Raw genomic sequence first — 12,163 nt, 5'->3', positions numbered from 1 at the left:
CAAAAAGAGAATGGCAATAATTAAATCGGTTTGGATCACTATATGTATGCTGATCGTTGTCCACGTGCAGGTGGGTAGTGCCCAACAGCTCGTTGTCGCACCATCGAAAAACTATGTACAAACGCCAGAAGGAAAACCATTTATATGGATTGGCGACACAGCATGGGAATTATTTCATAAATTAAATAGAGAAGAGGTAGATCATTATTTAACGGTGCGGATGAAACAAGGATTCACCGTTATCTATACGGTAATATTAGCGGAACATGAAGGATTGACGCTACCTAATGCCTATGGTGAAGTTCCATTGTACAGACAGGATCCGGCTAAGCCTAACCTTCGATACTTTGAACATGTGGATTATGTCATCAACAAGGCACAAAGTTTGGGACTTCGTTTAGCGATATTACCTACCTGGGGGAATAATGTTCAAAATGCAAGAGATGGTAAGCGTTCTTATATCTTCACGCCTAAAAATGCCTATCAATACGGTCACTTTCTTGGTGACCGCTATAAAGATAAACCCATTATCTGGGTACTCGGAGGAGACCGTAATGTGGATAATGATCAAGCAAGGCTTATTTGGGATAAGCTAGCGGAAGGAGTCCGGGCAGGCAATGATGCCAAGCAACTGATAAGTTATCATCCTGCTGGAGAAAGCAGTTCTGCTTATTGGTTTCATAAATCTACTTGGCTGGATTTTAATATGTACCAAACGGGCCATGCCCGCCGATCGATACCCGGCTATCAATATGCAGAGGCACACCGTCTGTTAGATCCGCAAAAGGCGTTTCTAGACGCGGAACCGGCCTACGAAGATATTCCTATAAAGTTCTGGGAATACTTATCAAAAAGATCACCAGAGGAACTTATCGGGTCGGTATTCGATACGTCGGGAATAATCATAAACAGGGATTATTTCGAGGCAGGATTTTTTACTGATAAAGACGTGCGCCAACAGGCATATTGGGGGCTTTTGTCGGGGGCAATGGGATTTAGCTACGGGAATAACGCCGTATGGCAATTTGTAGGCACAGGGAAGAAATGGGTGATTCCTAGTTTGTATACCTGGCAGGAAGCACTCACAAGGCCGGGCGCCGAACAAATAAAGCATCTTCGGTTTTTTATGGAACGTTGGGGTTTTTCAACCCGGATTCCGGATCAATCATTAATTTATGGTATTAACCGGCACGGGACATCACACATCAGGGCAGCGACGAATGCGGATAAGTCCTGTGTATGTGTCTACACGCCAGTTAATCAAGTGATTGTGTTGAATTTGTCCTTATCTGCCGACACCGTTTATAAAGTCAGTTGGTTTGACCCTCGTCATGGTGAGATACAACATGGAGAAAAAGTAGTATCAAACGGGCCTGTGGAATTCAATCCGCCAGCTGCGATGGATGATTGTCTTCTAATTTTGGAATTAAAGAAGTAGCGTTTTTCAAAGAATCAACATATGCAACGTAGAACAGCTCTAAAGCAATTATTTTTCATAGCAGGCGGAATAGTACTGTTTCCATCATGTTGGGGAAGGGCGAATAAAGCTTCTATCGCCCTACGTAAACTGCATATTAATGCGGAGCAAGAAAATCTCCTGGCCGAAATAGTGGAATCCATTATACCCGAAACCGATAGTCCGGGAGGAAGAACACTTCATCTACACCTTTTTGTACTAAAAATGATTGACGATTGCCATAGCGAAGAAGACCAGCAGGTTTTTGTTCAAGGACTGAAGGATTGGGATCAGGAGATGAACGATATTGTCGGAAAGTCTTTTTTGCTTGCTAGCTCGGATCAACGACAATCTTACCTGATGGATATCGAAAAAGATAAGGCACATCCATTGTCTGGCTTTTTTATGATGACAAAAAGAAGAGCTATACAGGGATATTTGAATTCGGCGTATGTAATGAAAAATAAGCTGATATACGAACTAGTTCCCGGACGCTATAACGGATATGCAAAAGTTTGAACAAATATAAAGGACGTAATTTAAGGAATGGCAAATATCAATATAGATAGCATAAAGGAACGGACTTTTGATGCTATTGTCATCGGCTCAGGAATTAGCGGCGGATGGGCGGCCAAGGAGCTCTGTGAAAAGGGATTACGAACACTGGTTTTAGAACGAGGACGGGATGTAAAGCATGTAAAGGACTACCCTACAACCAATATGTATCCTTATGAGTTTGAGCATCGGTTAGAAATGCCCTATGAAGATAAGCAAAAGAATCCGATTGCCAATCGCTGTTATGCTTATCGAGAAGATTCCGCACACTTTTTTGTGAAGGATGATGAGCACCCCTATATTCAAGAGAAGGAATTCGACTGGATACGGGGATATCAGGTAGGAGGAAAGTCACTGTTATGGGCTAGGCAAGTGCAACGGTGGAGCGATTTTGATTTTGAAGGCCCGGCCAGAGATGGGTTTGCTGTGGATTGGCCGATACGCTATCGTGATCTCGCCCCATGGTATGATCATGTAGAACGCTTCATTGGTGTCGCAGGCAATCGGGATGGTGTGGCTGCGCTTCCTGACGGGGACTTTTTGCCCGCTTATCCGTTAAACGCGGTAGAGAATCATTTTAAACGTGTCGTAGCATCGAAATACGATAACCGTCATGTAATAAGCGCGAGATGTGCCCATCTATCTCAGCCGGCACCCATCCATTTAGAACAGGGACGTGTCCAGTGTCAAAATCGTGTTCTTTGTCAGCGAGGTTGCCCCTTTGGCGGATATTTTAGTAGCAACGCGTCTACGTTGCCCTGGGCAGAGAAAACGGGTAATATGACGCTTCGGCCGTTTTCTGTCGTGGAATCCATTATATATGATGAGCAAAAGGGCAAGGCGGTAGGGGTGCGGGTAATTGACACCAACACCAAGGAAGCAATCGATTTTTATAGCCGGGTGATTTTCGTCAATGCCTCCGCCTTGAACAGCAACCTGATTCTTCTTAACTCGATTTCAAACCGTTTTCCTAATGGATTGGGGAACGATAATGGATTGCTTGGTAAGTATATCGCATTCCACAGTTATACGGCGGTCATAACCGGCGAATACGATGGTGAGTTGGCATACCGTACCGATGGGAGAAATCCAGCCGGAGGGGGATACATACCCCGATTCCGCAATGTTTACAGACAGGAAACCGATTTCTTACGGGGCTGGGCAGCGACATTTAATGCCAGCAGGAACCCGTCTACGGATACTTCCGGTGTCGGCGTGTCGCTGAAAAATCGATTACTGCATCCAAAACTGGGAAATTGGCGGGTAGGTTCGCATATGATGGCTGAAACTATTCCTAAAGAAAGCAACAAAGTTTGGCTCGATACGGCAAAAAAGGATCAGTGGGGCGTCCCATTGCTGCATATCGATGTAGCATATGACGACAATGACTGGAAAATACGAGCAGACTATTTTGAGCAGATGACAGCGATGTTTGAGGCTGCCGGATTCCAGAACGTTAAAACGAGAAACGACGATCGCCGCCCCGGAAATGATATCCACGAGATGGGGGGAGCGCGTATGGGGCACGACCCCAAAACCTCATTGCTCAATAAATGGAACCAACTGCACAGCTGTGAAAATGTCTTTGTAACTGATGGCGCTTGTATGACATCCACTGCTACACAGAATCCCTCGTTGACTTACATGGCACTGACAGCTAGAGCTGTTGATTACGCACTTACGTTGATGAAAAAAGGTGTTCTATAACGATTTTTGTTATTCTTGAAAAACCTAAACTTCCAGATACGGTCGGTTATCTGGAAGTTTTTAACGGGCTGATATTCGAATCGGGTGGTGAAGAGGTGGTGAGGTCGTTGATCTTATTTAAAAAATGAATATGATAGGGGAGTGTCAGGTTACTCTTTAAGACGTTGCCATTGTCCCTTCGTAAGCGGGCACCGTGATCTTTAACTTTGTTCTGTTATAAATTGAGCTTGAGGATTATCAAGTGTACTACCCAAGTGTTTGATGACGTAACCGGGGCACTGCTTTGATCGTCTCCCAACGCCGTGTTGTTACCGGCATACCTGTCAATGATGTATCGGCTTCTAGCGAGCGGCTGGCCTGCTCCGGATGCATGTGGGTGCCGGTGAAGAATTCAACCTAATTATTGATTTTTGAATACCATACTTGTTAACATCATTTCTGGTATGGGTGTCCGGACGCGGAATCTTTTTAAATGCCGTAGCTTTTCGCTGTTTGACGCTACAACTGTTGATAGAGTTGTCCAGTCTTTGCACGACACCTCGATATATGGATCTCCAACCCGGTACATGCATTGCTTGGCATATCATAGATATAGCAGAGACAATATGGCCACTATTAACAGTCCCCCACGAATCCATAATAGGGGATTGCGGACGACTTTGTATAAATGCCGGTCGTGGTAGATTGTTTTATCGGCGCCGTCAGATCTGCTTTTCTAACTTCTTTCTTCTTTGTATTATACCTTTTTTCTTCCTCACGGAAACACTCTAAATGTACAACTAGCCAAAGCCATACAAAGCGCAGACGACCAGGCTTAGGCGCTAAGTAAGTTCATTGAGCTCAGACCGGAAGGAGAAGTCAACCAATATTTACATAGGTACCGGTCGCTCACTAACAGGCGCGTCAAGCCCAGGCAGCTGCAAAGAATCAATTTGCCTTATTGGGATTGAATCAATGAAAATATAAAAACGAACGTGAAAGATCTGTTGCAGAGGTTGTTGGTCAACATGCGTAAACACAGCAAGACCGGCCCTGTGGTGAGCCATTATGGCACAGTCGACGGGTGCTTCAAAGTTTTTACAAAAAAGGCATCGGTATGAAAACGTACATGGAAACGGATTGAAAATACGGTTTCCCGTATCAAAAGTCTAGGTGGCGACATTATTTTTGTCAGCGAAGCGGGAAAGGGACTGAAAATCAAAATTTCCATTCTCACAGCTTAAAGAGAAAGGTGTATGTTCAACAAAATATTAATTGCTGAGGAACACGAAATAGCCAACATTTCCGTGCAGAAAACGTTGCACGGGTTGGGAATTAACGATACTAAATATGTTTAGTACTGTGACGGCGCATTCACTATCTTGGGATTTTCAAAAAATGAGAAGCCGGTTTCGATGCTGGAATCATTTAGCTGTGAGTGGCTATCTTTAGGGCGATGAAAAAACTGTATACGTTCACCATTCTATCGCTGCTGTTAGGCTACCTTTGTATAGCCTGCCAGAGCCAGTCGGATTATATTTATGGCGTCAAAGACGAAATCTATCAAAACGCCGATGAGAACGGGCCTTCCCGAGCGGAAAAAGAAAGACGCTGGAAGGAAGGTTTTGGTTATGTAACAAAAGTTATTGACGGCGACACTTTTTGGATAGATAATGGTTCGGCGTCTTTTAAAGTTCGTTTCATAGGAGTTGATGCGCCGGAAACCCGAAATTCGCGCTGGAAAGAAAAGGGATATTATGCGCAGGAAGCAAAAGAATACGTACGGACCAAGACCGAACATCGATGGGTACGTCTGGAGTTCGATGTACAATCCGCGGACAGGTATAAGCGCAGGCTAGCCTACATTTATCTCGAGGACGGTACATTTTTAAACGCCGCTTTAGTCGCGCAGGGGTATGCGGTGGTCGACACTTATCCGCCCAACGTAAAATATGTCGAATTGTTTACCGAATTGCAAAATCAGGCCCGCGAAAGTAAACGGGGGCTGTGGGCAAAACCGACCGAATAATATATCCTAATTGTTCATGCTTATAGGAGACTGCCGAGCCGGCAGTCTTTTTGTTTTTTCTGGTGACGGTGGGTTACGGTTTTCCAATGATTTCTCGACTTTTCAACGTTGCTAACCATAGTGGAAACACCTCGTAGTTTTGTTTGCTAACCCCTTTACCTGACCAATACCACCCTTCCTTCGCCCTTTCACCTGTCGTTTTTCGGGGCGTCCTTTGAGTTTTCCTTTGAGTTTTCCTTGGGGTGGCTCCTACCTGGGGCCGAAGCCGACCCAAAGCTGCCTCGGCGAAGGAGCGGTTAAAGGGCGGTGTCTGTTGGGTGTTATTCTATGGCCAGCGGCCGCGGCAGGGCGGTGGATTTCCGCCGCCCCAACGAGAAGAGGCGCTCCGTTGGGTGGAGACGCCTTCCTCACTAATTTTAAGACGTGTATGAACCGTCTATCTCTACTTGAATCAAATACGCAGTTCCTATGCGTATACCTTTTCGGGTTTATTGTTTAATAAATTCCACCCGTCTGTTTTGTGCTTTGCCGGCGGCAGTGCTGTTGGAAGCCACGGGAGCAGAAGCTCCCTTACCGGCCGTTGTCAGCCGGTCTTCCGTAATCCCGAACGTGTTTATAAGCACCTCTTTGACCGCGGCCGCGCGTTGCTCACTTAATGTATAATTTCGTTGTTCGTTGCCCACGTTGTCAGTATGTCCCACAATCTCGAAACGCAGTGTGTTGTCTTGGGCTAAAAGATCGGCTACGGCTTTTAGTACGCCGTAAGATTCGGGTTTGACACGGGCAGCCCCCGTATCAAATAAAATACCCGTAGTTGTAAACGAACCGCTTTGCAGAAGTTGCTGTTGTGGTGGAACGAGACCTTTTGCTATCTTGACGTTTCCTACGTAAATACCTATTTGTTCGTCCGAATACGGGCTGCTAGCCAATTTAAAGAACAACTGATTGAACTCTCCTTTTTTTGCTACTCCTTTAGGTGCATCGTATAGCTTTTCTCCATCTATCCAGATGCGCAGTCGTTCTTTCTGTATCTGCATGGCCACATGTACGGGGCGGCGGTACCAGTTTTTCATCCGGTTGTCGGATCGGGGCGGACTGTTGAAATACCGCGTGTAGTTTTCACTCGACTCCAACGCATAGTTTCCTCCGTCCGATTGTGGCGAAAGTTCGACGTAAAACGACTTATCGCCTTTCTGCTCATTTAGCAATGCGTTGGCAGTGGGCGATTTGTCGCCCGATGCAATTAATCCGAACTGGAACGACGGTGGCATCCATCCTTTGAAATCGATATCAACCACCAGGTCGAACTCGACGGTGAAGTCCTGTCCGAAGTTGGCCTCGTTGGCGGTAAGGACGACGCTGCGTTGTGCCATACGAAGCCATTTTCCCCCTATACTGTTGAGATCTACGACCACGGAGCTACCGTTGCCATTCCATCCTGAGGGCAATTCGCCAACCGCGTCGGACGAAAAATCGTGCACATAAAGTACCGAATCTCCCGGAACAAAATCGTATCTGCTAAACGACTGTATCTTTTTTTGTTCTTGTTCCGATGAATCCGCCTGATCTTTTGGATCCGGATGCGCTTTTGTTGCCTCTTCTCCATTATCGGCTACCGATCCGATGGCCTTGTCTATCCCTTTTGTGACGGCCTTCTCTGTTTCGTTTAGCACCTTGTTTGTAGCGGCGCGCTCAGCGCGGTTTTTTACAGCTTTAAGGATACTTTGAGAGTAGGCAGGTCCGCATGTACACACTGATAATATGCCGTAAGCTAAGAGTGCGCTTGTCCACGTTGTAGTATTTTTCATTGGTGTGTGATTTTTATTCTAATTTACGGTATAATAGATCGTTTATTTGCCTTTTTCGATTAAGCGCATGTAGCGTCGCCGAGCGTACGATAACGGCGATAGAACAACCCTGAACAAGGAGGAGAAGTAAGCCGGCCGGATTAATTTAACTTGAACGTTATTCCGGCGTTGAGAACGCCGAGACCGTACCCAACCTCTGCGAAGGCGCCGATTTTATCCGAAAACCAGTACTTTGAGCCTACATAGGCTCCCCACAGGAAGCCGCCAGCTGAAGCTGAAATCGGAGCCTCGTCGGCGCCGTCCCATTTTACTGTGGCGATGTTGTAGCCAAGTAGGATGCCCGCGTACGGGTCGAATTTGGTCGACTTAACCGGGATGTGGTAAGCTCCACGCGCTGCCGCAAGAATATGCGTGTATCTCCAGTTGCCATACCCGCCGAACGATTCTCTCTCAGTAGAGAATGCCGCGTATGCACCGATACCGATGCGGTCGGAGACCGCGTGTTCATAACCCAGACCTACCGGGATACCAAAACCACCTCCAATGCCGACGCCCACCTGGAGTGTCCGATCTCCCTTTTGAAAAGACTGTGCAAACGAGCCTGTGGCATATAAGATGCCAGCTAAAGTAAAACATGCAATTTTTTTGATGTTGATCATGATGTGTATATAAATTTTATCGAGGCAAATTTAGATCACGGTGATGTCCGAAATATGCGTGGTACTACGGAAACCTGAAAAATCAGTATACCGAAAGCACCTTCGGACCAGACAGGTGGAAGATCGATCATAAAATGGCTCCGTATTACTACGGAAGTCGGTTATACAGGGCAACTACGCTAGTTATGGGCTGGCGACAGCCTTAATTTTGTTGCTATGAAATTGGCATAAATCGCCGTATACAATCCATGGATACCAGACGTAGCGGGGCTTATGCATACTATTGGGAATAAACACGGATGAATATTCTATACAAGCTTCATCATCCCTAAAAATATACAGATGAAAAAATATATGTTAGCGATGGTTCTTTTGCAGGTGGCCTGTGCCTCCAAAGATACGACCGATGGAATGGGGACGGTAAAAGGTCGCGTCCGGCAGGCGGATGGTAGGCCACTGGCGGGTGTATCCATTTTAGTGGATAACAGTATCTTCTTCAACAGTCACCTGTCGACTAAAACTGATGGGCAGGGATATTACACCCTGACTGTACCTACCGGGGCGTGGTACGCATTTGCCCAGCTACAGAAAACTTACCACGGGCGCCGGTACACGTTCTATCTGCATCCTGAAAATTCAGCAAGTTTCGGTGGGGAGGGAGGTATTCGCGATTTTACATGGAGGCTGACGGGAGAAAGGCCCGCGCCCCTAACAGGGTACTATGGCGGATTAGTGACCATAGATAACTCTCCGGGGGTGTATTTGGAAAGCGGGGATATTGTTTTTCGCTTTACACCGCAAGGAGCACGGGTGGACGGGTCTGCCGGCGAACCGTTGACGCTAAGGGCGGAAGACGGTCATCAGATCACAGATATACCGATCGGCAGGTATACCGTCACCGCGTATTATGGCCCTGAGCGCCTAACACTGCGGCGCTGGAACAGCGACGATACGTTTCAGGATGCGCTGACATTTGATTTCGAACCTCAGATCGCCGGACAATGCGATAATTGTTTTATGTTAGAATATAACCGATGAATAGATACCTTACCCTAAAATTACTTTTCTGTTGCGTACTGATAATACAATACGCCTGCTCGGGATCGGCTGAGGAGCCCAAGCCCCAGATACCCGATCCACAGGGCAACAACCGGATTGTGGTGGCGAGTTCGAAAGGCCAGCCGGGGATAGGCCCAAGCGATGCTCTTCCCCACGGAACACCGCTAAGCCTACCCGAAGGTATACGGATTGTCGAAAGAAGACATCACCCGTTCGATCCCGACCTGCAAAAGCTGTACGCACACGTCAACTTCTTTTATGTGGATGTCAACCTGGTCAACGACCGCATGCCCGGAACGCCGCCCGTGACAGTCGAGTTCCCTCCGGGGCTGGTAGTTGTCAGCATGGATCATGACAAGCAGAATGGAATCAGCGTCAGTAAGTATCTCGTGCAGGTTCCACCTACCGAACGATTTGGTGGTGGTCGTGATACAACAACCATCTATATCGGTATGGCCTGCATCAATGCAGATCGTTCCATGCCCTGGTACGACAATCAGGGCGAAGAGATGCGCTATCCGATTGCGAGAAATAACTTTCGGGACTTTTTGGTCACCTCAGACAAGAACCTGATGCAGTTTATCGATATTCTCAAGGATTATCCGAAGCTGCGGATTACGCAACATTGGGATCCAGTGGCAGCTCATGAACCGGATTATGTGACGCCGCCCTGGATGAGGATCTATAATACCATTCAGGATCTGATTTGGCAGATTACCGATGGCGAAGGGATCGAGCAGCGGGATATTGACGACCTTAAAAAGTTGTTGGAAGCGTATAGATAAGCGAAGAGGGCATCAAAAGATATACGCTTTAATGTATGGCATGTAGTTTCTGCTAACGCTCAGTTCGATGCGGTTGGGGAGTGTTAGAAACACCTTGTTGATATCACGGTAGAGCTCCTGAATATGATCGATATTAACGATGTACGATCGGTGTACCCGTAAGAACTGGTGTGGATCGAGCTTTTCAGTAAATTCACCGATACCATAACTACTTAAGAAAGATTCTTGCTGCAGGGTATGTATCCATGTGTAATCTCTGTCGGCCTTGAGGTGCGTAATGGCAGACACAGGGATGCTGGTGAGTCTCTTTCCTTTTTCTACGAGGATACGCTTCGGGTATGTCTGTTCTGCGGAGGGGAGGCCCATTAACATCTTCGTTGGGTTCGCCGCCCGTTGCAAAGCAGCCTGAAGGCGCTTATGGGTGAGTGGTTTGACGAGATAGTCGACCGCGTCGTACTCAAAGGCCTTCGCTGCATAATTGGCGGAATCCGACATCAGCACTATTGCTGGTGAATGCTCCATTTTATCGAGTACCTCAAACGCGCCAAGGCTGGGCAATTCAACATCGAGAAAGACGATATCAGGTTGGAGCGCGTTAATACTCCGGAGACCTTCTGTTCCATTAGCGGCCTCCCAAAATACCGCCGGATACGAAATCCGTTTGAGTTCGTCGATCAGTTGCGTACGAAACAAACGGTCGTTGTCTACAATGAGAACAATCTGTTTTTTCATGGTTTATCCTGTATTTAGACGTGCTTAGACGTGGATCAAAAATAGGTATCAGCCTCGCTATTTCGAACTGACATATGTCAGAAAGTGATGCTGTTGCAAATTTTTGCTATCTTCGTATAGGAGCTTACTGACCAACCATTGCTATGCTTTTACGTCACCATTTTGAGAAGGTCTGCCAATTTGCAACAGGGTATAACATACATTTTACGCCTGAGGAGTTTGATTTGATCCGAGCCTACACGAGGCATGCGATTCTTCCGGCACACACAGTGCTGATGGAGCAAGGTAAACAGGTGAATATGCTGTACTTTTTAAATCGGGGTATTGCGCGCCTGTATCGGGAGCATAATGGTGTAGACCATACATTGGGAATCGTCTCTACCAACTATTTCTTATCAACCCCGTTGTATATCCAAAGCGGGCAGATTTCGACCTGCGCGCTGGAATCCTTAAGTGAGATCGACGTCTTAATGTGGGACAAGGAAGCGGTGTTGTTCTTGAAAAAGCATATCGCGAAGATGCATGATATGGATCTGGCTATAATGGACAGACTGCTGAACTGGCTGCAGGACAACCAGATCAATTCGATCTGCATGACGGCCGAAGAACGCTACATACATCTGATGGAGACACAACCGCTTGTTATCCAGCAGGTACCGCTTAAATACATAGCTTCGCTGCTGGCCATCCATCAGGACAGCTTAAGCCGGATACGTAAGAACCTGGCCCACCGCGGCTAAATGAGCCCCCGAAGATAAGCCTCCCGCACCAGGCCTGCTGTTGTTTTGATGTGCAGCTTCTGGTTTAAACTGTGGCGATGCGATTCTACTGTTCGTACGCTCAAAAAAAGCCGGTCGGCAATTTCCTGATTGGAATACTCATTGGCTATAAGGGCCAGAATCTCCACCTCACGGTTGGTCAACCTGACAGCGGCGGACGCTTTCTTTCCATGAAGGGACTGCTGCAGAATATGGTGTTCAATTTGCCTGTCAATGTATTGTTCGCCTGACACAACGCTGTCAATGGCGTCGACTAACTGCTGTTTTTCCGTACCCTTGAGGAGATAGCCATGTGCTCCATTCCGGATCATCTTCCGTACGTACACGATATCATCGTGATTGGTCAGCGCGATGATTGCCAGATGCGGGTAAAGATTGCGAAGCGTCAGGCACAGGTCGATCCCGCTGGCGTCGGGCAGTTCGATGTCGAGCAGAAGCACATCCGGAGTGTATGAATTTAGCTGCTGTAAGAGCTCCGATCCGTTTTGTACGGTGAACAGGATATCGTAAATTTCCTCCCGTAACATCTGCTGAAGGCCATGTATAATCAATGGGTGGTCGTCGGCTATGCCGATGGTCGTGGATGGTGTGAATGGCTGTTGGTTTTCCATTGGT

At 47.0% G+C, this 12,163-nt stretch carries 11 protein-coding genes; 7 read left to right on the top strand and 4 right to left on the bottom strand.

The features are described from left to right. Window positions 1-10 precede the first annotated feature (10 nt). From BC792_RS05685 to BC792_RS05670, 4 genes are all read left to right on the top strand, one after another. Window positions 11-1,438 (top strand): glycoside hydrolase family 140 protein, encoded by a 1,428-nt coding sequence (locus tag BC792_RS05685; RefSeq protein ID WP_148908023.1) that lies wholly within the window; start codon window positions 11-13, stop codon window positions 1,436-1,438. Window positions 1,439-1,459: 21 nt separating this feature from the next. Then, window positions 1,460-1,975 carry a gluconate 2-dehydrogenase subunit 3 family protein gene (locus BC792_RS05680; RefSeq protein WP_148908022.1) on the top strand — a complete coding sequence of 172 codons (516 nt, stop codon included), beginning with the start codon at window positions 1,460-1,462 and terminating at the stop codon, window positions 1,973-1,975. 27 nt (window positions 1,976-2,002) lie between these two features. Beyond that, window positions 2,003-3,718, top strand: a complete 1,716-nt coding sequence (locus tag BC792_RS05675; protein WP_148908021.1) for a GMC oxidoreductase — start codon at window positions 2,003-2,005, stop codon at window positions 3,716-3,718. Window positions 3,719-5,153: 1,435 nt separating this feature from the next. After that, window positions 5,154-5,726: a thermonuclease family protein gene (locus BC792_RS05670; RefSeq protein WP_148908020.1), complete on the top strand. Its 573-nt coding sequence runs from the start codon at window positions 5,154-5,156 to the stop codon at window positions 5,724-5,726. A gap of 488 nt (window positions 5,727-6,214) precedes the next feature. Here BC792_RS05670 and BC792_RS05665 read toward each other — a convergent pair whose 3' ends face one another. Both BC792_RS05665 and BC792_RS05660 read right to left on the bottom strand, forming a co-directional pair. Continuing rightward, window positions 6,215-7,534, bottom strand: coding sequence for an OmpA family protein (locus BC792_RS05665; protein ID WP_148908019.1), 1,320 nt, complete (start codon window positions 7,532-7,534; stop codon window positions 6,215-6,217). A 140-nt stretch (window positions 7,535-7,674) separates the two neighbouring features. Further along, complete coding sequence (locus BC792_RS05660; RefSeq protein WP_148908018.1) at window positions 7,675-8,193, bottom strand: hypothetical protein; 519 nt, start codon at window positions 8,191-8,193, stop codon at window positions 7,675-7,677. Between the two features lie 342 nt (window positions 8,194-8,535). On the opposite strand from BC792_RS05660, the gene BC792_RS05655 reads away from it, so the two are divergent. Continuing rightward, on the top strand, window positions 8,536-9,231 hold the full coding sequence (locus tag BC792_RS05655) for a carboxypeptidase-like regulatory domain-containing protein (RefSeq protein ID WP_148908017.1): 696 nt from the start codon (window positions 8,536-8,538) through the stop codon (window positions 9,229-9,231). Then, window positions 9,228-10,037 (top strand): hypothetical protein, encoded by an 810-nt coding sequence (locus BC792_RS05650; protein WP_148908016.1) that lies wholly within the window; start codon window positions 9,228-9,230, stop codon window positions 10,035-10,037. The genes BC792_RS05655 and BC792_RS05650 overlap by 4 nt, the downstream gene beginning before the upstream one ends. A gap of 12 nt (window positions 10,038-10,049) precedes the next feature. On the opposite strand, the gene BC792_RS05645 is transcribed toward BC792_RS05650, so the two are convergent. Beyond that, a complete protein-coding gene (locus BC792_RS05645; RefSeq protein ID WP_148908015.1) occupies window positions 10,050-10,769 on the bottom strand; it encodes a LytR/AlgR family response regulator transcription factor in 720 nt (239 codons plus the stop codon). A 143-nt stretch (window positions 10,770-10,912) separates the two neighbouring features. Here BC792_RS05645 and BC792_RS05640 point away from each other — a divergent pair, with 143 nt between their 5' ends. Beyond that, window positions 10,913-11,509 carry a Crp/Fnr family transcriptional regulator gene (locus BC792_RS05640; protein WP_148908014.1) on the top strand — a complete coding sequence of 199 codons (597 nt, stop codon included), beginning with the start codon at window positions 10,913-10,915 and terminating at the stop codon, window positions 11,507-11,509. Here BC792_RS05640 and BC792_RS05635 read toward each other — a convergent pair. Continuing rightward, window positions 11,506-12,159, bottom strand: a complete 654-nt coding sequence (locus BC792_RS05635; RefSeq protein WP_148908013.1) for a response regulator — start codon at window positions 12,157-12,159, stop codon at window positions 11,506-11,508. The two genes, BC792_RS05640 and BC792_RS05635, sit on opposite strands and share 4 nt — an antisense overlap. Between the last annotated feature and the right edge of the window lie 4 nt (window positions 12,160-12,163).

The organism is Sphingobacterium allocomposti (assembly GCF_008124885.1).
Classification (GTDB): Bacteria; Bacteroidota; Bacteroidia; order Sphingobacteriales; family Sphingobacteriaceae; genus Sphingobacterium; species Sphingobacterium allocomposti.
Note: the sequence above shows the minus strand (reverse complement) of the source record. Positions and strands in the feature narration are given on the sequence as shown.